This window comes from Zhongshania aliphaticivorans, from assembly GCF_001586255.1.
GTDB lineage: Bacteria > Pseudomonadota > Gammaproteobacteria > Pseudomonadales > Spongiibacteraceae > Spongiibacter > Spongiibacter aliphaticivorans.
Window position 1 is genome coordinate 3,277,197 of sequence record NZ_CP014544.1, and the last position, 21,005, is coordinate 3,298,201.

The window sequence follows — 21,005 nt, forward strand, 5'->3', positions numbered from 1 at the left end:
AAGTTAAAAGCATAATGATTTATTACAACATATTTAAATGCACAGACTAATAGCACTGAAGCACTCCAAACGTGACAATTAATGTCAGCATCAGCCCATAACGTCACATTGATCTCCATTTTATGAGCTATTTTGGCCTTAAAAAGGCACTAGCTAACTTCTGATGTAATGCTTTATGTTAATTGAGGCACTATACTGTTTTTCATACATATTCTAAGCGACTGGCACAATGAATAGCGCAACGATCCCCTTAAACGGCCTAGCTCGACGACTGGTTTACGACGCAATACTTGATGAAGAAACCATTCGCAAAGCAATTGAGGCTGCCCAGAAAGAAAAAAAGAGCCTAGTCACCCATCTTGTAGGGAAGAATTTGGCTGATGGGGTACGCATAGCGGAAATTGCCGCTGACGAGTTCGGCATTCCGTTTTTAGATCTGCGCTCCTACACCACAGAGCTAGCGCCCCAGAAAATAATAGACAACAAACTAATTAAAGCCCACAGGGCTCTTCCTTTATGGAAACGGGGTAAGCGCTTATTTATCGGCATGTCGGATCCCACGAATCTACATGCCCTAGACCAAATTAAATTCCATACTGGACTAACCACGGAACCTATTGTTGTTGAAGAGTCAGCGCTTAATAGCGCGATCGAAAAATATCTATCTGCCCAAGAGGAATCTCTTGCCGACAGCCTTGGCGACATGGACGATATCAGCCTTGAGAACTTAGACATTGAGGCGGTCGACGAAGACGGAGGCAATGGAGAGGTTGACCTTAGGGGTGTGGATGAGGCGCCCGTAGTTAAGTTTGTCAATAAGGTACTGCTTGACGCCATACGAGGTGGTGCTTCGGACATTCATTTCGAACCGTACGAAAAAATTTACCGCGTCCGTTACCGCACAGACGGTATTTTACAAGAGGTAGCGCGGCCGCCTTCTACACTCGGCTATAGACTCGCGGCACGTCTAAAAGTTATGTCGCAAATGGACATCTCAGAGCGGCGCGTACCGCAGGATGGCCGAATTAAGATGAAACTGTCTAAAACGCGGGCCATCGACTTCCGAGTTAACACTTTACCCACCCTGTGGGGCGAGAAGGTAGTACTACGGATACTCGATCCATCATCAGCGCAGATGGGCATTGACGCCTTGGGTTATGAGCCAATACAGAAAGATCTGTATATGAAAGCACTAAACCAGCCCCAAGGTATGATTTTGGTCACGGGGCCAACTGGCTCCGGTAAAACTGTATCGCTTTATACCGGCTTGAACATTCTCAACACCCCAGAAAGAAATATTTCCACTGCGGAAGACCCAGTCGAAATCAACCTCGAGGGCATTAACCAAGTTCACGTCAACGCCAAGGTCGGTCTCGGCTTCCCCGAAGCGCTCCGCTCCTTTTTGCGACAAGACCCCGACATTATTATGGTCGGTGAGATTCGCGACTTAGAAACTGCCGAAATAGCGATTAAAGCTGCGCAAACCGGTCACTTAGTACTATCTACACTGCACACAAATAGTGCCCCAGAGACCTTAACACGCCTGCTCAATATGGGTGTACCGGCATTTAACGTCGCCACCTCTGTCAGCTTAATTATTGCCCAGCGCTTAGCAAGACGACTGTGTAAGGAATGCGCCATTCCCGCCGACGATGTGCCAAAACAAACGCTACTCGACGAAGGCTTTTCGGAAGAGCTGTTAAAAACCGCCAAAATAATGCACCCAGTAGGCTGCGACCATTGCAATAACGGCTACAAAGGCCGTGTTGGTATTTATGAAGTAATTCGCATCACCCCCGATATATCTCGTATTATTATGGAAAACGGTAATTCCTTAGCTATTGCCTCTCAAGCACAAGCAGAAGGTTTTAATAATTTACGTCAGTCTGCGCTAATGAAATGCGCACAGGGCGTTACCAGCCTTGAAGAAGTCAACCGGGTTACCAAGGATTAACAATGGCAGCAGCTAAAACCGAAACCTTTGTTTGGCAAGGTGTAGACAAGCAGGGTCGCAAAACTCGCGGCGAATTGAACGCCCCGTCATCAGCTATTGTCAAAGCCCATTTGCGCAAACAAGGTATTGCTGCAAAAAATGTCAAGAAAAAGACAAAACCGCTCTTTAGCAACAAAAAGCCCATCAAACCAGTTGACGTTGCCATTTTCACTCGACAAATGGCAACCATGCTTAAAGCCGGAGTACCTCTTGTACAAAGCTTTGATATCGTTGCAGAAGGTGTAGAAAATCCCACCATGCAAGACCTCGTTACGGAAATCAAAAATGACGTTGCTTCTGGCGGCGGATTTGCCGTAGCGTGCGCTAAACACCCAAAATACTTTGATGAACTTTTTTGTAGTTTAATCGCATCAGGCGAAGCTTCAGGTACTTTAGAAATCATGCTAGATAGGGTTGCAACCTATAAAGAAAAGACTGAGGCACTAAAGGCAAAAATTAAGAAAGCACTCACCTACCCAATAGCTGTGCTAATAGTCGCCGCAATAGTCACTAGTATTCTTTTAATAAAAGTCGTGCCTCAATTTGCATCTACATTTGAAAGTTTCGGATCAGAGCTGCCCGCATTCACTCAATTGGTTGTCGCAATGTCCGAATGGATGCAAGCAAATTGGTTTATTGTTTTGGCACTTACAATCATTTCCTCATTTATCTTCGGAAAGGCTAGACAAAAATACAAACGATTCTCCGACTGGGTTGACAAGATGTTACTCAAGGCGCCGATTATCGGCGACATCGTTTACAACTCAGTAATAGCAAGGTTTTCGCGCACCCTTGCAACGACCTTTGGTGCAGGGGTGCCCTTAGTAGACGCACTGAACTCTGTCGCTGGCGCTGCTGGGAATGCTGTTTATTCCAAAGCAATTATTCAAATCCGAGACGATGTAACGACGGGACAAACTCTTTACTCATCCATACGTTTCACAAATCTTTTTCCTAGCCTTTTATTACAAATGGTTTCAATTGGCGAAGAATCTGGCTCCCTTGATGACATGCTCGACAAAGTAGCTACACACTATGAAGAAGCTGTAGACAACTCCGTTGATGCACTGACATCTCTTTTAGAACCTCTAATCATGTCGGTTCTTGGAGTCTTAGTCGGCGGCCTAATGATCGCAATGTACCTCCCCATATTCATGCTTGGCTCCGCCATTTAACGGGCGCGCCTCATCGCTTACACACGAGTATAGTTTATGTCGTTCTTCGAAGCCGCCGCGAACTACCCGCTGCTTCTCATTACCTTATTAGGTTTCTTTGGCCTTCTCTTTGGCAGCTTTTTCAATGTAGTGATCTACCGCTTACCCAAGATGATGGAATCTACGTGGAAATATGAGTGCGAAATTTTGCTCAGCGATGACGACGCAGCCGCTGAAGAAATCACGCCACCTCAGTTTAATTTGGCTTTTCCCAACTCCCACTGCCCAAAGTGTAATGCGCCGGTAAAGGCGTGGCAGAATATTCCTGTTGTTAGCTACGTGCTGCTGCGCGGGCGCTGCGCTTCTTGTAAGGCACCGATCGGCCTGCGCTACCCTACGGTTGAGGTCATTACCGCGCTGCTTACCGTCTTCCCGCTGTTAATGTTTGGTTTCACCACCTATGCCCTTGCCGCCATTTTGTTTAGCTGGATCTTGCTGATTCTTACCGTTATTGATATTGACCACCAGTTGCTACCAGACCAACTGACCTTACCCCTCATATGGCTGGGCCTTTTATTTAACAGCGTTACCGGCAGCATTCCATTACAGGATGCGGTGTGGGGCGCCATTGGCGGCTATTTGTCGCTATGGTCCGTATTTTGGTTGTTTAAATTACTGACCGGTAAAGAGGGCATGGGTTACGGCGATTTTAAATTACTCGCCGCACTGGGCGCTTGGCTGGGCTGGCAGTATTTGCCGCTAATTATTTTATTGTCTTCTGTTGTCGGTGCCGTATTTGGCGGTTTAGTAATGCTGCTACGTCGCAGTGACAGTTCCATGCCCATGCCATTTGGCCCCTATTTGGCCGGTGCTGGCTGGATCGCCCTGTTCTGGGGTGAAGCTCTGATTGACGGCTACCTTCAACTCGCTGGCATTCGCTAGCCCCAATACATTACCTTATTTAGATTATGAGCAAATTCATCGTAGGACTTACCGGCGGAATCGGCAGCGGCAAAACCGCCGCATCGAACCGCTTTGCGAAACTGGGCATTGGCATTGTCGATGCCGATGTTATTGCCCGCGAAGTGGTTGAGCCTGGCAGCCCTGCCCTACAAAAAATAGCGGCGCACTTTGGCGACTCGCATCTACTCAGTGATGGGCAGTTAAATCGCGCCGCCCTGCGCCAAACTATTTTTGCCGATCCGGCTGCCAAACAGTGGCTGGAGTCCTTGCTTCACCCACTCATTGCCAGCGAGACGCAACGCCAACTGCAAAACGTATGTAGCGCTTACGCCCTATTTGTGTCGCCATTGCTGGTGGAAAGCCAGCAAAAAGCGATGTGTGATCGGCTTGCGGTGGTCGATGTGCCTGAGTCCGTTCAGTTAAGCCGCACCATGCTCCGAGACAATAACGAGCAAGCCCAGGTGGAACGCATTATTGCCAGCCAAATAGGCCGCCAAGCGCGCTTAGCCGCCGCAAGCGATGTTATTGATAATACCCTGGGCTTACCTCAGCTAGACCTGCGAGTTAGCGAATTACATCAGCAATTCCTCAAACTCGCCGCCAACAAGGCCTAGCAAGTCTTTTGAACAATTTGGAAACCATTTGCTATGAATAAAGCGTCTGCCATCACCGTCCCCTGTCCACATTGTAAAACGGAACTCGTGTGGGACAGCAGCAATCCATTTCGCCCTTTTTGCTCTGACTCATGCAAAAACCACGACTTAATTGCGTGGGCAAACGAAGAGCACAATATCCCCGGCGACTCGCTGCACGACGACGTTTTAAGCAGAGATTTAGAGCAAGATTTTTAAGAGAACGAAGGGATATTCAAAGCAGCTTTAGATGACGTCGGCGCACTGAATCGCTTTGACGATGGCCACATTTGCCGCCGGAAATACATAGTCAGAAAGTGATTGCGGGGTGACCCAGCGCAGTGGCTGACCATCTCGCCCAATGGCTTCACCGCGAAAACGCGTCACCAACCACACATCCAAAAACACCGTTTTATCGGCATAATCATGATTGATTTCGATTAGTGAACGGCAACTCGCAGCGTCAATATCAATACCGAGTTCTTCGTGTAGCTCTCTGGTGAGCGCCTGAGACACCGTTTCACCCGCCTCCACTTTACCGCCGGGGAATTCCCACAAGCCGCCTTGATGGGCATCGTTCGCGCGGCGGGCGATAAGAATATCGCCCAGCGAATTAACAATAACCCCAACTGCAACGTGAACGCGTTTATTAACTGCGGTATTCGGCATTGATTTTGACGTAGTCGTAGGAGAAATCAGTGGTCCATACCGTCTCTGCATGCAGACCACGATTCAAGTTAATGCGAATACGGATTTCTGCCTGCTTCATTACAGCGGCACCAGCCGCCTCGGTATAGGATTCTGCGCGACCGCCTTGCTCGGTAATCAAGACGTCGTCTAGGTGAACGGTCAGCGCCGCCACGTCGAGTGACTCCACCCCAGCACGACCAATAGCGGCCAGAATACGCCCCCAGTTTGGATCGCTGGCAAATAAAGCCGTTTTCACCAGTGGCGATTCCGCCACCGCATAAGCAACCTTAAGGGCTTCGCTGACGTCTTTGGCACCCGTCACTTCAACCGCAACAAACTTAGTGGCGCCTTCGCCGTCGCGCACAATGGCGTGAGCCAGCTCTAAGAACACCTCGTTAAATACACGCTGAAGCTCGTCAAACACCGGGCCACTTGTTTCAGTAAGCTGCTCACCACCCGCACGCCCAGTGGCAACAAGCACACAGGCGTCATTGGTTGAGGTGTCGCCGTCAATGGTAATCCGATTAAACGAGGCATCAGCGGACTGATCCAACATCGCCTGCAAAACATTTGGCGCAATATTAGCGTCGGTGGCTACATAGCCAAGCATGGTCGCCATATTGGGCTTAATCATGCCCGCACCCTTAGAAATACCGGTGACGGTAATGGTGCGGCCAGCAATGTCTAATTGGCGAGACGTCGCTTTGGGGCGAGTGTCCGTCGTCATTATACCGTTGGCGGCAGCTTCCCAGCTATCAGCCGAAAGTGCGGTAACAGCCGCAGGCATGGCGGCGACCAATTTATCTACGGGCAATTTTTCGCCGATAACGCCAGTGGAAAATGGCAGCACTGCTGAGGGCGCTACACCAACCAAGTCAGCCAGCGCCGCGCAAGAGTTGCGAGCGCTAAGCATGCCAGCTTGGCCAGTGCCTGCATTGGCATTGCCGGTGTTGATAAGCAAATAGCGCGGCGAGCTTGTGGCCAAATGTTCTTTGGCCACTGTAACCGGCGCAGCGCAAAAGGCATTAAGGGTGAAGACCCCTGCCACAGATGCGCCTTCAGCCAGCTCGAAGACGACTGTGTCGATACGGCCTACTTTTTTAATACCGGCACTTGCCACGCCTATTTTTACACCGTCTATTGGGTGTAAAACAGCTAACTCACCAGAACCTACCGCCATGTTCTTGCCTACCTCAGTCTAATTTGCCGTGACACTGCTTGTATTTTTTACCGGAGCCGCAAGGGCAAACCTCATTGCGGCCGACTTTGCGGCCATCGCGCACAAAGGTTTCTGGCGTACTAGGCGTGGCTTCTGCAGGCTCATCACTCATTTCCTCATCTAATGTGAGGCCACTGGACTCGGCGTGCTGGAATTCCATTGCGCGTTTAGCCTGCTCTTCTCGACGCTGACGCGCCAACTCTTCGGCGTTTTCATTCTGCTGGAGACGCAGATGTGAAAGAAAGCGAATGACTTCTAGTTTTAAGCTGTCGAGCATTTCTTGGAACAGCTCAAAAGCTTCGCGCTTGTACTCTTGCTTGGGGTTTTTCTGAGCAAAGGCGCGCAGATGAATACCATGACGGAGGTGGTCCATGGTCGCCAAATGCTCTTTCCACAGTGTATCCAATACTTGCAGCATGATATGGCGTTCAATTTTACGCATATCGGGGCCAACCAGTGCGCATTTAGCTTCATACGCTTCAGTAATAGCTTGGTTGATTTTTTCGGTCAGCACTTCTTCATTTACTGAGCGATCTTCGTCCAACCAGGTTTGCAGCGGCAAGTCCACTTCAAAATCGGTGTGCAGCCGGCGCTCAAGCCCTGCCACATCCCACTGTTCTTCTAAACTTTGCGGCGGAATATATTCCCGCACCACATCGCCGACAACATCGTGGCGAATCGCGGCGAGCATATCGCTAATATCATCCGCTTCCATTAATTCATTGCGCTGCTGGTAGATGATTTGGCGCTGGTCGTTTGCAACATCATCGTATTCAAGCAATTGCTTGCGCATGTCAAAGTTGCGACCTTCGACTTTGCGCTGGGCTTTTTCGATGGCGTTAGACACCATGCGATGCTCAATCGCTTCGCCTTTTTCAAGACCCAGTGCCTGCATAATGCCGCGCACGCGATCTGAGGCAAAAATCCGCATCAGGCTGTCTTCTAAGGACAGGTAGAAGCGTGAGGCACCCGGATCACCCTGGCGGCCAGCGCGACCACGCAGCTGATTGTCGATACGGCGCGACTCATGGCGCTCAGTACCCACAATATGTAAGCCACCGGCTTGCATTACTGTTTCATGACGTACTTTCCACGCTTCGCGCAGCTCGTTGATCAGCGCTTCCGACGGATTTTCATGTTTGGCAATTTCAACGTCGACATTACCACCAAGCACGATATCGGTACCCCGACCCGCCATATTAGTAGCGATGGTCACCACACCGGGGCTACCGGCCTGGGCAATAATTTCGGCTTCTTGCTCGTGGTATTTGGCGTTGAGTACTTTATGAGGAATGCCAGCGGCCTTGAAACGTGAAGACATTTCCTCCGAGGTTTCAATCGAGGCAGTACCCACCAGTATCGGCGCGCCACTTTCCATAATGGTTTTAACGTCTTCAACTATCGCGTCGTACTTCTCTTCCTTGGTCAGATATACCAAGTCATTGGCATCGCGGCGAGCGCTAGGCTTATTGGTCGGAATAACGACCACGTCTAAACCGTAGATCTGACGGAATTCAAAGGCCTCGGTATCGGCGGTGCCGGTCATGCCTGCCAATTTTTCAAACTGACGGAAATAGTTCTGGAAGGTGGTTGATGCCAAGGTTTGGCTTTCGGCCTGAACCGTCACGCCTTCTTTGGCTTCGATGGCCTGATGCAAGCCTTCTGACAGACGCCGACCCGCCATGGTCCGGCCAGTGTGCTCATCTATTAAGACGACTTGGTCATTCTGAACAATATATTCGACATTGTTATGGAATAAAACGTGGGCACGCAGCGCAGAATTGACGTGATGCAGCAGGTTAAGGTTGCTGGCGGAGTATAGGCTGTCGCCCTCAGTCAGCAAGCCCGCCTGAATAAGCATGTCTTCTACCTGCTGATGCCCCTCTTCGGTCAGTTCGACCTGACGCATTTTTTCATCAACAGTGTAGTGACCTTGATCAGCGATTACCGGCTCGCTGTCATCACTTTCTATGGGCTGGCCAGCGTCATCTACTTCAGCTTGTTTAAGCGAAGGGATAAACATATTAATTTGTTTATAGAGCTTAGAGCTATCTTCCGCAGGACCAGAGATAACCAGCGGCGTACGCGCTTCATCGATGAGTATAGAGTCAACTTCATCGATAATGGCGAAATTCAGACTGCGCTGGTAGCGATCTTCAATGGCGAAGGCCATATTGTCGCGCAGATAGTCAAAGCCAAACTCGTTATTGGTGCCGTAAGTGATGTCAGACAAATACGCTGCGCGCTTCTCTTCGGGATCTTGCCCAGAGCGGATAACACCCACGCTCAGACCGAGAAACTCATACAGCGGACGCATCCAATTAGCGTCTCGCGACGCCAAATAGTCGTTAACGGTTACCACAAACACGCCTTTGCCAGGCAGTGCGTTTAAATACACTGCCAAGGTTGCAACGAGGGTTTTACCTTCACCGGTGCGCATCTCGGCAATGGTGCCCTCGTGCAGGCTAATACCACCGATGAGCTGCACGTCAAAATGGCGCATGCCCATTACACGGCGACTGGCCTCGCGGCACACCGCAAAAGCTTCGGGCAGCAGCTGATCGAGGCTTTCTCCCGCCGCAATTCGCTCGCGAAACTCCCCAGTTTTGGCGCTGAGGGCGGCATCGTCGAGCGCCGTCATCGCCTCTTCCAGACTGTTGATCTTGCTCGCGACTTTGCGCATGCGCTTTAATTCGCGATCGTTTTTACTGCCAAAGACTTTTTTAACTACTGCTCTAATCATGATTAATTCGTTACTGTTCCCGGGAGCAAAAGTCCCTAATCAATGAAGGCTCTAAAGCCGCACCAAGCTACATTGTACGAATGAAATTCTGATGACGGCGGGGTAATCACTGTGGAGAATGATCCCGAAAATGCCGTACTTTTACCTAATGGCAAGACGTGGGCAATACCGTAACACCGAGGCGCAATATCGCATAGATAGGGGGATATTACCATGCTTAGACGAATCTCGGCCAAGCATGGCAGGAAGAGATAATCAGACTGCCGCTACAGCAGCAGCATAATTAATTGGCGCGTCAGCGGCATCGTCAAACGTTACCCATTCCCACGCGTCAGTGTCTTTAATCAAGGTCCGCAAGGACGCATTGTTCAGACCGTGACCAGACTTAAAGGCTTTGAACTCGCCAATCAAGCTAGTGCCCAGCAAATACAAATCGCCAATCGCGTCGAGCACCTTGTGCTTAACAAACTCATCCTCATAACGAAGACCTTCCTCGTTAAGAATACGATATTCATCAACCACAATCGCATTGTCGACACTGCCGCCCTGAGCCAAGCCCTTGGAGCGCAGGTATTCGATCTCGTGCATAAACCCAAAGGTCCGGGCACGACTTACTTCTTTTACAAAAGAGGTGCTAGAAAAATCGAGTTCGGCATGGCCAACCCGGTCTTTAAAAACCGGGTGGTCAAAGTCGATGGTAAAAGACACTTTAAAGCCGTCAAAAGGGAGGAAACTCGCGACTTTATCACCATCTTTTACCGTCACCGGACGCTTAATACGGATGAACTTTTTCGGTGCATTTTGTTCTTCAATCCCGGCAGACTGAATAAGAAAAACAAACGGACCGGCGCTGCCATCCATAATCGGCACTTCCGATGAGCTGACTTCAACATAGGCATTATCGATACCCAAGCCTGCCATCGCCGACAATAAATGCTCAACCGTTGATACCCTCACATCGCCATTCATCAGCGTGGTCGACAAGGTGGTATCACCCACATTTTCCGCGCGAGCGTGGATTTCAACAACGGGGTTCAAATCGGTGCGTCGGAAAATCACACCGGTATCCGCTGGCGCTGGCTTCAGCGTCAGGTAGACCTTTTCCCCTGTATGCAAACCAATGCCCGTAGCACGGATAGTGTTGCGCAAGGTACGTTGTTTAATCATGTTCACACTCACTCTATGGGCCGGACGGCTACATTTACAAGGGCGTACTTGTCTTTGTGCCAGCTAACTACTGACACATGCCCATGCTGTACCGGCTACTACTAATTAATCAGCCTGACGCCGCAGAAACGCAGGAATATCCAAATATTCCATATCTTTATCTGCCATTGGCGCCGGCGCCACTTCTCGCGCAACGGCCGCTTGCTGGTTGTTGCGCATAACAGTTGGCCGATCGAGCTTGCGGTAATCATTGGAACGCGGCTCTATGGGCCGTGATTCAACAACCTTCAGCGGTATATCTGCACCAATACCATCTAGGCCGGTGGCAACCACTGTTACGCGCAATTCGTCTACCATATCGGGGTCAATTACCGTTCCGACAACGACTGTTGCGTTCTCGGAAGCGAATTCCTCGATAGTATCCCCGACATCGTTAAACTCGCCTAGGGACAGATCCAGACCTGCGGTAATATTAACCAAAATCCCGCGCGCCCCTTGCAAATTCACATCTTCAAGGAGGGGGCTGCGAATTGCGGCCTCTGCAGCTTCGCGAGCGCGGTTTTCACCGGTAGCCACACCACTGCCCATCATCGCCATGCCCATCTCTGACATCACGGTACGTACGTCGGCGAAATCGACGTTTATCATACCCGGACGAATAATCAGATCGGCAATACCCTGTACTGCACCTAACAATACATCGTTAGCCGCTTTAAAGGCATCGAGTAAACTGGTGTTTTTACCCAAGACAGGTAGCAACTTTTCATTGGGGATGGTGATCAGTGAGTCGACATGCTGACGCAGCTCTTTCATACCCTCTAGCGCCACAGCCATACGCTTTTTACCCTCAAAAGGGAAAGGCTTGGTGACTACGGCTACGGTTAAAATACCCAGTTCTTTGGCAACCTGCGCAACAACTGGCGCGGCGCCCGTACCGGTGCCGCCGCCCATACCGGCGGTGATGAACACCATATCGGCACCCTGCAGTGCTTCAGCAATGCGGTCGCGATCTTCCATTGCCGACTGGCGACCAATTTCAGGGTTAGCGCCTGCGCCCAAGCCCTTGGTAATAGTGGTGCCCAGCTGCAATACTGTCTTAGACGCGACATTGGTCAGCGCCTGAGCGTCAGTATTGGCGCAGATAAAATCAACACCATCAACATTACAGGCAATCATGTGCTTAACAGCGTTACCGCCGCCGCCACCGACACCCACCACTTTAATTACTGCGTTCTGAGGAACGTTATCTACTAGTTCGAACATTGGTTTTCTCCCTTTTGCATATTTGACCGTGCTGCCGGCACGGCCGCCTTACACCTTAAAAATTGTTTTGAACCCACTGTTTCAAGCTGGCCAAGAAGCCGTTGCGCTTAACTCGCCCACGGCCACCGTGCTCGGACTGATGCTTGATGCCGTAATGCAGCAAGCCCACGCCGGTTGAATAAATTGGATTGCGCACGATGTCGGTTAAACCTCGCGCATCCTGAGGTACACCGATTCGCACCGGCATATGAAAAATTTCTTCTGCTAATTCAACAACACCTTCCATCTTCGAGGTGCCGCCGGTCAGCACAATGCCTGCCGCGCACAAGTCTTCGTAACCACTGCGGCGCAGTTCAGCTTGGATTAGGGTGAATAGCTCGTCGTAGCGAGGCTCCACCACTTCAGCCAGTGCCTGGCGAGACAATTCCCGCGGGGCGCGCTCGCCAACACTCGGCACCTTAATCATTTCGCCTTCGCCCGCAAGCTGAGTCAGCGCGCAGGCGTATTTAATTTTGATCTCTTCCGCGTACTGGGTTGGCGTGCGCAGCGCCATGGCAATATCATTGGTGACCTGATCGCCCGCAATCGGGATCACGCCAGTGTGGCGAATAGCGCCGTCGGTAAAGATCGCGATATCGGTGGTTCCACCGCCGATATCCACCATACATACACCCAGTTCTTTCTCGTCTTCAGTCAATACCGCGTAGCTTGAGGCCAGTTGCTCCAAAATAACGTCTTCGACTTCGAGGCCGCAGCGACGAATGCATTTCTCGATGTTCTGCACTGCATTTACGGCGCAGGTCACTAAGTGCACCTTAGCCTCTAAACGCACGCCAGACATGCCCAGCGGCTCCTTAATCCCCTCTTGCTCATCGATCACAAATTCTTGGGGCAAAATGTGCAGTACTTTTTGGTCAGCCGGTATCGCGACCGCTTGCGCGGCGTCGATAACCCGATCTAAATCCAACTGAAATACTTCACGGTCGCGTATTGCGACAATACCGTGGGAGTTGAGGCTGCGAATGTGATTGCCGGCAATACCCACATATACGCTGTGGATCTCGCAGCCCGCCATCAACTCAGCTTCTTCTATCGCGCGCTGAATGGAGTGCACGGTCGACTCTATATTGACCACCACCCCTTTCTTCAGACCGCGAGACGGGTGCGAGCCAATGCCTATAATTTCCAGCTTGCCGTCTTCGTTGCTCGAGCCAACGATAGCCACCACTTTCGAGGTGCCGATATCAAGGCCGACAATCATCCGGCTTGCGTGTGAACTAGCCATTGCTTTGCTTCTCCCAAGTTTGCGATCTGTTGTGCTGCGGCAACTCCATTGCCAGAGCAATTTCCTTAGCCATTACCTTTTGCACCTTTTGTTTCATCCCACGCCACCGCTAGACCATTGATATAACGTGTGTCCACACGCTTAACGCGATCAAAATCCGCCGCCAATTGATGGCGATACACCCACATAAAGCGTCGCAGCTTCTCCAGCGGCTCGTAGCGGCCCAATACCAATACCGCGCCGCCATTTAAGGTCGCTGTCCAAGCGCCGCGATCATTCATTTCAAGGCGCTGTAAAATTAATTCTTCATCACCAAGCAACTGACTCATCAAGCGGTACTGGCGCATTATTTCTATGGCGCTGCCATCAGGCCCACTCAGCAGCGGCAAACCGGCGTCGTCGGCCACGCCCTTGGCAGGCAAAAATATTTTGCCGCGATGATTTAGCAATCCACCGTTGCCCCAGGCAGCAATTGGCGCCTCTTCAACGATGGTAATTTTCAATTCCCGAGGCCAAACCCGCTCTACAATCGCCCGATATACCCAGGGCTCTTGCTCTAATTCACTTTGGATCGCCTCCAGATCCAAGCCGACATAACCCACAGCCAAATGGCCGGTCACGCGGTCCACCAAAACATCGCGACTAACGTGCTGTAAATCACCAGCAAACACCACGCGATCGACGGGTATGGCATCCAACTGGCGTCCTAATTGCTCAACGCCATAAACAAATGCGATGACAACCGCGATTAATACCAAACGGTTCAAAATACGCCCCCATTCGCGCTGCACCTGCGGCCCTTTTGGGGCCGCCGATTTGCGCGACTTGAGACGATTTTGCTTGCCGCTCAGTAGTTGCATCTCAGTTAGAATCCGCCTTGATACTGCCCGCCAAAATTTCTACTACCAAATGTTCAAAATCCAGCCCTGCTTGCTTGGCCGCCATCGGCACCAAACTGTGGTCGGTCATGCCCGGCACGGTGTTTACTTCTAATAAGTAGAATTTACCCGCCGCGTCGCGCATAACATCAACCCGCCCCCAACCCGCACAGCCCAGACTAGTAAACGCCGCCAATGCCAATTCGCTCAGTTCTTGTTCTTCCTCAGCACTCAAGCCACAGGGGCATAAATAGCGGGTCTCATCAGAAATATACTTGGCGTTAAAATCGTAAAACGCGGCATCGGTTTCCAATTTAATGGCGGGCAAGGCCTTGCCATTTAATATCGCAACCGTGTATTCGCTACCGCTAATCCACTGCTCTGCGAACACCCGGCCATAGGCCTGGGCGTTTTGCCACGCGTCAGCCAACTCTGCCGCACTCTGCGCGCGAGCCATACCAATACTCGACCCTTCGCACGCAGGTTTAACAATGACCGGACCTAAAGCATCAATAATGCCCTGCCAATCGCTATTCGCCGTTAACTCCGCAAAGCGCGGAGTCGACAAGCCCAAGCCCAACCACAGCAGCTTGCAACGGAATTTGTCCATCGCCAGTGCCGAGGCCATCACACCGCTGCCGGTATAGCCAATGCCCATGCATTCCAGTGCGCCTTGCACGGTGCCGTCTTCGCCGCCAGGGCCATGTAGTGCAATAAACACCTGACGAAACTCGCCATTGAGACGCTGCATCCAATCGGTATCCGCCACATCAATGCCTTCAACCACAATGCCTTGACGCTCAAATGCCGCCATCACTGCCGCACCGCTTTTCAGGGAAATTGCACGCTCCGCCGAGCGGCCGCCCAACAGTACCGCTAGCTTGCCGCCAATCGCCTGATTTATGTTTGCTACCGTCATGTCACTCATTGCCGCGACCTACACCCAATCCTGATTAGCTAATTGCAACGCCACTGCGCCGATATTGCCCGCGCCTTGAGTGAGCAAAACATCACCGGGGCGAATACGGGGTTTTAATATTTCAAAAGCGGCCTCAGTATTTTCAACAAATACCGGCTCTAAATTGCCCTGCAAACGAATACTCCGACACAGGCTGCGACTGTCGGCGCCCGGCACCGGCTCTTCGCCAGCCGAATACACATCCAACAGCAACAGGCTGTCGACGGTAGACAACACCCGAACAAAATCCTCGTATAAATCTTTGGTACGACTGTAGCGATGAGGCTGATACAGCATCACTAGGCGGCGATCTGGCCACGCTTGGCGCGCCGCCGATATGGTTGCGGCCACTTCTGTCGGATGGTGACCGTAGTCATCCACCAACATAAATTCGCCATCGGCCAAGGGCAGTTCGCCGTAACGTTGAAAGCGACGACCGACACCCTGAAAATTGGCAATGCCATTGCAAATAGCTTCTACCGGCAAGCCTTCATCGGTGGCCACCGCCACAGCTGCCGTCGCATTAAGTACGTTATGCACACCGGGCTGCTGAATACTCAGCTCAATATCACTGCCATCTGGCCGCACTACATTAAAGCGGCTCTGCATACCCAGCTTTTGCAGAGAATGAATACGAAAATCCGCGTCTTCACTAAAGCCGTAGGTCAATGTCGGACGCGCTATGTCCGGCATAATGTCGCGCACCACTGGATCATCCACACAGACCACCGCCATGCCGTAAAACGGCAAGTTGTGCAGAAACTCGATAAAGGTACGTTTCAGCTTGCTAAAGTCACCGTCATAGGTCGCCATATGATCGGCTTCAATATTGGTAATCACCGACACCATGGGCTGCAAATGTAAGAAGGAAGCATCGCTCTCGTCGGCCTCTGCGACCAAGTAGCGGCTCTCACCTAATGCTGCATTGGTGCCAGCGCTGTTAACCAGACCGCCGATAACAAAGGTAGGATCGAGACCCGCCTCGGCAAAAATAGCGGTAATCAAACTGGTCGTCGTGGTTTTACCATGAGTGCCAGCCACTGCAATGCCGTGACGATAGCGCATTAGCTCAGCCAGCATTTCAGCGCGACGCACAATAGGCACTCGCAATTGGCGGGCGGCGGCCACTTCCGGATTACTTTCATTAACCGCGCTAGACACTACGACCACATCGGAGTCGCCAATATTCTCGCCGCGATGGCCAAAGGCAACTCGCGCGCCTAATTGCTGCAACCGCGCAGTACTGGGTGAGGCCTTTAGATCAGAACCTGAAATCACATAACCCAAGTTCAATAGCACTTCAGCAATACCGCACATTCCGGCACCGCCAATACCAACGAAATGTATGCGTTTGACTCTGCGCATTTCTGGAACCACAAAGGGATGCTTAGGACTCATTGGCAAACTCCATACAATAATTTGCGGCAACGTCAGCGGCATCTATTTTTGCAAGCCGTCTTGCGGCCTCGGCGCTATTCAACAATGACTCCCGATTCGCACTATCGCTTTCCAACCATTTACATAAAACATCAGCATTAAAAACTGACTGATCAATAATTTCACCGGCGCCGCCATCCACAAACCACTGCGCATTGGCGCGCTGATGATCGTCAATGGCATGGGGCAACGGCACTAACAGCGCTGGCACGCCCGCCGCCGCGAGTTCGGCTACCGTCAATGCACCAGCGCGACAAATAACCACATCGGCCCAGCTATAAGCGGCTGCCATATCTTCAATAAACGCTTCGGCGCGCGCCGCTATTCCCGCGTTCTGATACGCCTGCTGCACTTGTTCTTCGTGAGCGCGGCCAGTCTGATGCCATAAGGTCGGCCGCTGCGCCTCGCTAAGTTTTTGCCACGTCGCCAGCACCACATCATTTATAGGCTTAGCACCTAAACTGCCGCCCAAAACTAACACCCGCAAATTGTCGCTGCGCTCTGCCCAGCGAGCCGCTGGCGGCGCAAGCTCGGCAATTTCGCGACGTACTGGGTTGCCAATATAGCGATTGCGCTCACCGCCCAAGGCAATGGGGTAACCAGTCAGGCAAAGCCGGGCAATTTTTGCCAATAATCGGTTGGTTGTGCCCGCCACTGCGTTTTGTTCCTGAATCAACACCGGCACGCCCAGCAACTTAGCTGCCAAGCCACCAGGGCCAGAGGCATAGCCACCCATACCCACCACGCAGAAGGGCTTTAATTTCATAATTAAGCGCATGCTCTGCACAACCGCGAGCATGGCCTTGGCAATTGCCAGCAAGCGAAACAAGGGATTCTTACCCCGCACGCCCGCCATGTTTAAACAGTGCAACGGCAGACCTGCAGCAGGTACCAAGCGCGCTTCAATACCTGCTGCAGTGCCTAGCCAATGCACGTTGACATTGCGTTCGGCCAGCGCAGAAGCAACCGCCAATGCGGGGAACACATGCCCGCCGGTGCCACCGGCCATCATTAGTACGGTCTGTTCAGCGGCCATCTTGCCTCCGACATTCCAGTTCGATTCGCGCCACCAGAGACACCATCGCCATACACACAATTAAGCTACTACCGCCGTAACTAAAAAATGGCAATGTTAAGCCCTTCGTTGGCAACAAGCCGGTATTTACACCCATATTGATAAAGGCCTGCCCGCTAATCATGACCGCAATGCCATAGGCAACAAACGCGTGAAATTGCTTGCCCATCATTTCTGCATAACGCCCAATAAATAAAATTCTGCCAATTAATCCGGCGAACAACGCCAACACCAACAAGCTGCCAATGATCCCGAACTCTTCCGCAAAAATGGCGTACACAAAGTCGGTGTGCGCCTCGGGCAAATAAAATAATTTCTGGACACTATTACCCAGACCAACGCCGCTTATTTGCCCACGACCAAAGGCGATAAGCGACTGAGTGAGCTGATAACCGGTATTGAATTGATCTGCCCAGGGGTCGGTGAATGCGGTTAGGCGCTTCATGCGATAAGGTTCAAAGATGACCATGGCCACCGCACCCGCGACACAGCTCAAAATAACCAGCAAGAATTGACCGAGTTTTACGCCGCCCAAAAAAATCATCACAAAAGCCGTGCCCGCAGTAACAACAGTTGCGCCGAAATCCGGTTCGAGCATGAGCAGTAAGGTCACCGCAAATAGTAACGCCATGGGTTTTACAAAACCGGACCAGCTCTGGCGCACTTCGTCGCGACGCCGCACCAAATATCCGGCCAGATAAAAAATGACACACAGCTTTACAAACTCAGATGCTTGCAAGGTTAACGGCCCGACGCCCAACCACCGACGACTGCCGTTAACTTCTTTGCCTACACCGGGAATCAGCACCAGCGCTAGCAAGACAAAACCTAACAATAACCAAAGCCAGCCTGTGCGTTCCCAGAGATCGACCGGTGTCAAATACATGACCACGCTAAGGCCAAATGCCAAACTAAAATGGAAAAAATAGCGCTTTGCAAAAAAGAATGCGTCGTCATACCGACTCGCCGCATGCTCCACCGACGCCGAGGTCATGGCAACAAAACCAATCGCCAATAGCGCCAGCAGCAACAATTGTAAATGCCGATCAAATCGGCCCAATTCTTCCCAACGCAGCTGAAGGTAAGCGCTCATTGCAGACCTCCGGTCAGCGCCAGTACCGACTCAGCGAAAACCGCACCGCGATGTTCGTAATTGCGAAACATGTCAAAGCTCGCGCACGCTGGTGATAGCAACACCACATCACCGGACTCTGCATAGGCCGCTGCCGCGCGAACTGCGGCGGGCATATCTGAACATATTTGGCTAGGCAAGCGACCATCGAGCAGCGCGTTCATCGCGGGGCCAGCCTCGCCAATAAAGACCACTGCCCGCCCCACACTCAGCAGGGTGTCAATCAGTGGCTTAAAATCTGCCCCTTTGCCGACGCCGCCAGCAATTAACACAAGCTTGCCTGCGCCGCTTAATCCCCGTAGCGCAGACACTGCCGCGCCAACATTGGTGCCCTTAGAGTCGTTATAAAATCGCAAGCCCTGCCACTGCGCAACAAACTGACAGCGATGAGACAAACCCTTAAATTCAGTAAGTGTACTGAGCATCGCGCTCATAGGCAGGCCCGCCGCCGCGCCCAAGGCCAGCGCCGCCATGGCATTGCTAATATTGTGGCTGCCCGCAATTTTAAGCGCCGACACCGGCAGCAACGCTTCCCTCGCCAACGCCAGGTATTGCTCGCCGTCTTCGTCCATAAGGCCAAAGGCGCGAAAATCAGAACGCCCTAAACCAAAGTTCCATTTTTCAACCGCATCGGGAACCAGCGGCGTACTCAGTGCGTCGTCACGATTGATAACGACTTTTTTACAATCGCGAAATATACGGTGCTTGGCTTGATGGTAGGCAATCATGCTGCCGTGATGATCTAAATGATCTTCACTGACATTCAGTACTGTTGCCACTTCGGCGCCGATAAATGCGCAGCGCTCTAATTGGAATGACGATAACTCCAGCACATAAAGCTCGGCTCGGTCGTCCAATAACTCCAGCGCAGGCGTGCCAAGATTACCGCCTACCGCACAGCGCCATCCGGCATTAACGGCCATTTCCGCCACGAGTGTGGTCACGGTACTTTTGCCGTTAGAACCGGTAATGGCGACGATCGGCGCCTTGGCCTCGCGACAGAACCACTCAATATCGCCCGTAATTGCCACGCCAGCGGCTTTCGCCGCCGCAATTGCTGGCTCTGCCAAAGAAACGCCCGGGCTAATCACAAGCTCGGTTGCCGACAAGAATTGATCGGTGGTGAACGCCCCAAGAATTGGCGTTACATCGGGAAACTCCGCGCGAAACAACTCGAGCTCCGGCGGCGCATCGCGGCTGTCGGCAATCGCAAAAGACAGACCACGGCGGGTAAAATAACGTGCGATCGAAAGCCCGGTTTTACCTACACCGATAATGACCCGCCTATTGTCGGATGCGATCAAACTCACCTTATGTATAGCTCCCGTTTTCTTAGCGTAGTTTTAATGTCGCTAGGCCAAATAGCACCAGCATTACCGTAATAATCCAAAACCGCACAATAACCCGTGGTTCTGGCCAACCTTTCAATTCAAAATGATGGTGGATCGGCGCCATACGGAAAATTCGGCGGCCGGTTAATTTAAAAGACGCAACTTGCAAAATAACCGACACGGTTTCCAGCACAAAAATGCCGCCCATAATAAAAAATACAATTTCGTGCCGAGTAATCACGGCAATGGTTCCCAGCGTTGCGCCCAGGGCCAAGGCACCGACATCGCCCATAAACACTTGCGCCGGATAGGTGTTAAACCATAGAAAACCGAGACCAGCGCCCGCTAGGGCACCACAAATAACAATGAGTTCACCCGCACCCGCCACGTAGGGAATATGCAAATACTCGGCAAATTTTACGTTCCCAGTAAGGTAGGCAATCAAACCGAGCGCCGCACCAACCATGACCGTTGGCAAAATCGCTAAGCCATCAAGACCATCTGTTAAATTCACCGCGTTGCTGGCACCGACAATCACAAAATAAGTCAGCAGAATAAACAGCGGGCCCATTTGCCAGCTAACGTTTTTCAAAAACGGCAAGAACAACTGCGTGCTTACGGCGCTGTCTGCAGTCATATATAAGTATATTGCGGCGCCTAATCCGGCCACACTTTGCCAAAAGTACTTCCAGCGCGCGGGTAAACCGCGGGGGTTGCGCTCTATCACCTTACGGTAATCATCTACCCAGCCCACCGCGCCAAAAATCGCAGTAACAATCAATACGGTCCACACATAATGGTTCTTCAGATCGGACCACAACAAGGTGCTAATAAAAATCGCAACCAATATCAAAGCGCCGCCCATTGTGGGTGTGCCGGACTTACTGAGGTGCGACTGCGGACCGTCATCGCGAACAGATTGACCTATTTGATGAAAATTAAGTTTGCGAATCATCACTGGGCCGATCATTAAAGAGATGGCCAGCGCCGTTAACACCCCAAGTATGCCGCGAATACTCAAGTACTGGAAAACCGCAAATGCGCTAACGTATTGAGTTAAATATTCAGCAAGTAGCAGCAACATA

Annotated in this window: 18 protein-coding genes; 5 read left to right on the forward strand and 13 right to left on the reverse strand. The window is 51.5% G+C overall.

Annotated features, from left to right (window positions below):
• Window positions 1-229: 229 nt before the first annotated feature.
• The 5 genes from pilB to AZF00_RS14510 are packed head-to-tail and all read left to right on the forward strand — an operon-like array spanning window position 230 to window position 4,961.
• Window positions 230-1,954, forward strand: coding sequence for a type IV-A pilus assembly ATPase PilB (gene pilB, locus AZF00_RS14490; protein WP_062384106.1), 1,725 nt, complete (start codon window positions 230-232; stop codon window positions 1,952-1,954).
• A gap of 2 nt (window positions 1,955-1,956) precedes the next feature.
• Window positions 1,957-3,168, forward strand: a complete 1,212-nt coding sequence (locus tag AZF00_RS14495) for a type II secretion system F family protein (RefSeq protein WP_062384108.1) — start codon at window positions 1,957-1,959, stop codon at window positions 3,166-3,168.
• Window positions 3,169-3,204: 36 nt separating this feature from the next.
• Window positions 3,205-4,089: a prepilin peptidase gene (locus tag AZF00_RS14500; protein WP_062384111.1), complete on the forward strand. Its 885-nt coding sequence runs from the start codon at window positions 3,205-3,207 to the stop codon at window positions 4,087-4,089.
• 26 nt (window positions 4,090-4,115) lie between these two features.
• Complete coding sequence (gene coaE, locus AZF00_RS14505; RefSeq protein WP_062384114.1) at window positions 4,116-4,724, forward strand: dephospho-CoA kinase; 609 nt, start codon at window positions 4,116-4,118, stop codon at window positions 4,722-4,724.
• A 33-nt stretch (window positions 4,725-4,757) separates the two neighbouring features.
• Window positions 4,758-4,961 (forward strand): DNA gyrase inhibitor YacG, encoded by a 204-nt coding sequence (locus AZF00_RS14510; protein ID WP_062384116.1) that lies wholly within the window; start codon window positions 4,758-4,760, stop codon window positions 4,959-4,961.
• 27 nt (window positions 4,962-4,988) lie between these two features.
• On the opposite strand, the gene mutT is transcribed toward AZF00_RS14510, so the two are convergent.
• The 13 genes from mutT to mraY form a co-directional block, all read right to left on the reverse strand.
• Window positions 4,989-5,411 (reverse strand): 8-oxo-dGTP diphosphatase MutT, encoded by a 423-nt coding sequence (gene mutT, locus AZF00_RS14515; RefSeq protein WP_062384119.1) that lies wholly within the window; start codon window positions 5,409-5,411, stop codon window positions 4,989-4,991.
• Window positions 5,392-6,612 (reverse strand): bifunctional glutamate N-acetyltransferase/amino-acid acetyltransferase ArgJ, encoded by a 1,221-nt coding sequence (gene argJ / locus AZF00_RS14520; protein WP_062384121.1) that lies wholly within the window; start codon window positions 6,610-6,612, stop codon window positions 5,392-5,394. The genes mutT and argJ overlap by 20 nt, the downstream gene beginning before the upstream one ends.
• A 13-nt stretch (window positions 6,613-6,625) precedes the next feature.
• A complete protein-coding gene (secA, locus tag AZF00_RS14525) occupies window positions 6,626-9,394 on the reverse strand; it encodes a preprotein translocase subunit SecA (protein WP_008251575.1) in 2,769 nt (922 codons plus the stop codon).
• 255 nt (window positions 9,395-9,649) lie between these two features.
• A complete protein-coding gene (gene lpxC / locus AZF00_RS14530) occupies window positions 9,650-10,561 on the reverse strand; it encodes a UDP-3-O-acyl-N-acetylglucosamine deacetylase (protein ID WP_008251576.1) in 912 nt (303 codons plus the stop codon).
• A 105-nt stretch (window positions 10,562-10,666) separates the two neighbouring features.
• On the reverse strand, window positions 10,667-11,824 hold the full coding sequence (gene ftsZ, locus AZF00_RS14535) for a cell division protein FtsZ (RefSeq protein WP_008251578.1): 1,158 nt from the start codon (window positions 11,822-11,824) through the stop codon (window positions 10,667-10,669).
• Between the two features lie 55 nt (window positions 11,825-11,879).
• A complete protein-coding gene (gene ftsA, locus AZF00_RS14540; RefSeq protein WP_008251580.1) occupies window positions 11,880-13,109 on the reverse strand; it encodes a cell division protein FtsA in 1,230 nt (409 codons plus the stop codon).
• A gap of 65 nt (window positions 13,110-13,174) precedes the next feature.
• Window positions 13,175-13,969 (reverse strand): cell division protein FtsQ/DivIB, encoded by a 795-nt coding sequence (locus tag AZF00_RS14545; RefSeq protein WP_008251582.1) that lies wholly within the window; start codon window positions 13,967-13,969, stop codon window positions 13,175-13,177.
• Between the two features lies 1 nt (window position 13,970).
• On the reverse strand, window positions 13,971-14,915 hold the full coding sequence (locus AZF00_RS14550) for a D-alanine--D-alanine ligase (protein WP_008251584.1): 945 nt from the start codon (window positions 14,913-14,915) through the stop codon (window positions 13,971-13,973).
• A gap of 9 nt (window positions 14,916-14,924) precedes the next feature.
• Window positions 14,925-16,343 carry a UDP-N-acetylmuramate--L-alanine ligase gene (murC, locus tag AZF00_RS14555; protein WP_008251586.1) on the reverse strand — a complete coding sequence of 473 codons (1,419 nt, stop codon included), beginning with the start codon at window positions 16,341-16,343 and terminating at the stop codon, window positions 14,925-14,927.
• Window positions 16,333-17,418: an undecaprenyldiphospho-muramoylpentapeptide beta-N-acetylglucosaminyltransferase gene (gene murG / locus AZF00_RS14560; protein ID WP_008251587.1), complete on the reverse strand. Its 1,086-nt coding sequence runs from the start codon at window positions 17,416-17,418 to the stop codon at window positions 16,333-16,335. Before murG ends, murC begins: the two co-directional genes overlap by 11 nt.
• Window positions 17,408-18,550, reverse strand: coding sequence for a putative lipid II flippase FtsW (gene ftsW / locus AZF00_RS14565; RefSeq protein WP_008251588.1), 1,143 nt, complete (start codon window positions 18,548-18,550; stop codon window positions 17,408-17,410). Before ftsW ends, murG begins: the two co-directional genes overlap by 11 nt.
• On the reverse strand, window positions 18,547-19,899 hold the full coding sequence (murD, locus tag AZF00_RS14570; protein WP_008251589.1) for a UDP-N-acetylmuramoyl-L-alanine--D-glutamate ligase: 1,353 nt from the start codon (window positions 19,897-19,899) through the stop codon (window positions 18,547-18,549). Before murD ends, ftsW begins: the two co-directional genes overlap by 4 nt.
• Window positions 19,900-19,921: 22 nt before the next feature.
• Window positions 19,922-21,004 carry a phospho-N-acetylmuramoyl-pentapeptide-transferase gene (gene mraY / locus AZF00_RS14575; protein WP_008251590.1) on the reverse strand — a complete coding sequence of 361 codons (1,083 nt, stop codon included), beginning with the start codon at window positions 21,002-21,004 and terminating at the stop codon, window positions 19,922-19,924.
• Window position 21,005: the final 1 nt, after the last annotated feature.

What these genes read in the sequence shown, in the direction of transcription:
- AZF00_RS14545 (WP_008251582.1), bottom strand. Translation starts at nt 13,969, where the DNA reads ATGCAACTACTGAGCGGCAAGCAAAATCGTCTCAAGTCGCGCAAATCG.
- pilB (WP_062384106.1), top strand. Translation starts at nt 230, where the DNA reads ATGAATAGCGCAACGATCCCCTTAAACGGCCTAGCTCGACGACTGGTT.
- AZF00_RS14495 (WP_062384108.1), top strand. Translation starts at nt 1,957, where the DNA reads ATGGCAGCAGCTAAAACCGAAACCTTTGTTTGGCAAGGTGTAGACAAG.
- mraY (WP_008251590.1), bottom strand. Translation starts at nt 21,004, where the DNA reads ATGTTGCTGCTACTTGCTGAATATTTAACTCAATACGTTAGCGCATTT.
- secA (WP_008251575.1), bottom strand. Translation starts at nt 9,394, where the DNA reads ATGATTAGAGCAGTAGTTAAAAAAGTCTTTGGCAGTAAAAACGATCGC.
- murC (WP_008251586.1), bottom strand. Translation starts at nt 16,343, where the DNA reads ATGAGTCCTAAGCATCCCTTTGTGGTTCCAGAAATGCGCAGAGTCAAA.
- ftsW (WP_008251588.1), bottom strand. Translation starts at nt 18,550, where the DNA reads ATGAGCGCTTACCTTCAGCTGCGTTGGGAAGAATTGGGCCGATTTGAT.
- lpxC (WP_008251576.1), bottom strand. Translation starts at nt 10,561, where the DNA reads ATGATTAAACAACGTACCTTGCGCAACACTATCCGTGCTACGGGCATT.
- murG (WP_008251587.1), bottom strand. Translation starts at nt 17,418, where the DNA reads ATGGCCGCTGAACAGACCGTACTAATGATGGCCGGTGGCACCGGCGGG.
- AZF00_RS14510 (WP_062384116.1), top strand. Translation starts at nt 4,758, where the DNA reads ATGAATAAAGCGTCTGCCATCACCGTCCCCTGTCCACATTGTAAAACG.
- coaE (WP_062384114.1), top strand. Translation starts at nt 4,116, where the DNA reads ATGAGCAAATTCATCGTAGGACTTACCGGCGGAATCGGCAGCGGCAAA.
- ftsZ (WP_008251578.1), bottom strand. Translation starts at nt 11,824, where the DNA reads ATGTTCGAACTAGTAGATAACGTTCCTCAGAACGCAGTAATTAAAGTG.
- mutT (WP_062384119.1), bottom strand. Translation starts at nt 5,411, where the DNA reads ATGCCGAATACCGCAGTTAATAAACGCGTTCACGTTGCAGTTGGGGTT.
- argJ (WP_062384121.1), bottom strand. Translation starts at nt 6,612, where the DNA reads ATGGCGGTAGGTTCTGGTGAGTTAGCTGTTTTACACCCAATAGACGGT.
- AZF00_RS14550 (WP_008251584.1), bottom strand. Translation starts at nt 14,915, where the DNA reads ATGAGTGACATGACGGTAGCAAACATAAATCAGGCGATTGGCGGCAAG.
- ftsA (WP_008251580.1), bottom strand. Translation starts at nt 13,109, where the DNA reads ATGGCTAGTTCACACGCAAGCCGGATGATTGTCGGCCTTGATATCGGC.
- AZF00_RS14500 (WP_062384111.1), top strand. Translation starts at nt 3,205, where the DNA reads ATGTCGTTCTTCGAAGCCGCCGCGAACTACCCGCTGCTTCTCATTACC.